The sequence below is a fragment of the Bradyrhizobium ferriligni genome (assembly GCF_056837965.1).
This window is the reverse complement of the sequence record NZ_JBXEJO010000348.1, coordinates 1-410: the sequence shown is the minus strand read 5'-3', so window position 1 is coordinate 410 and position 410 is coordinate 1. Positions and strand designations below refer to the sequence as shown.

The following is a 410-nucleotide window of genomic DNA, read 5'->3' as shown; positions in this document are numbered from 1 at the left end:
GAGTATTATGGGCATTGTATCAAGGGCAAACTGCCTTGGGGCATGAAGTTAAATTTTTAACCAAGCATGACAATAAGCACCCTGATGCTTTGGTGTTTAATCCTAATATCAGCCTTGAAAAACAGGTAGAAGGTTGGGCGGACATCATTCATTTTCATTTTTTATATCGTGGTGAGATTACGACACCTTTTGTCTGCACCACACACAATCAACAAATCACACCTGCCAGCTTTCCTAAAAATACCATTTTTTTGGGAAAATTACACGCCCAGAGAAGTGGTGGGCAAGCGTATGTTCATAATGGGCTGTATTGGGCAGATTATGGTCAGCCGAATTTAAATACGCCAAAAAATTATGTACATTTTTTGGCAAATGCGAAGTATAAAGATAAAAATCTCAAAGATAGTGTT

At 38.3% G+C, this 410-nt stretch carries 1 protein-coding gene; it reads left to right on the top strand.

From position 1 onward, the window contains the following. On the top strand, positions 1–410 hold a 410-nt coding region (locus AC1VNY_RS42785), incomplete at both ends, for a glycosyltransferase family protein (protein ID WP_482409720.1).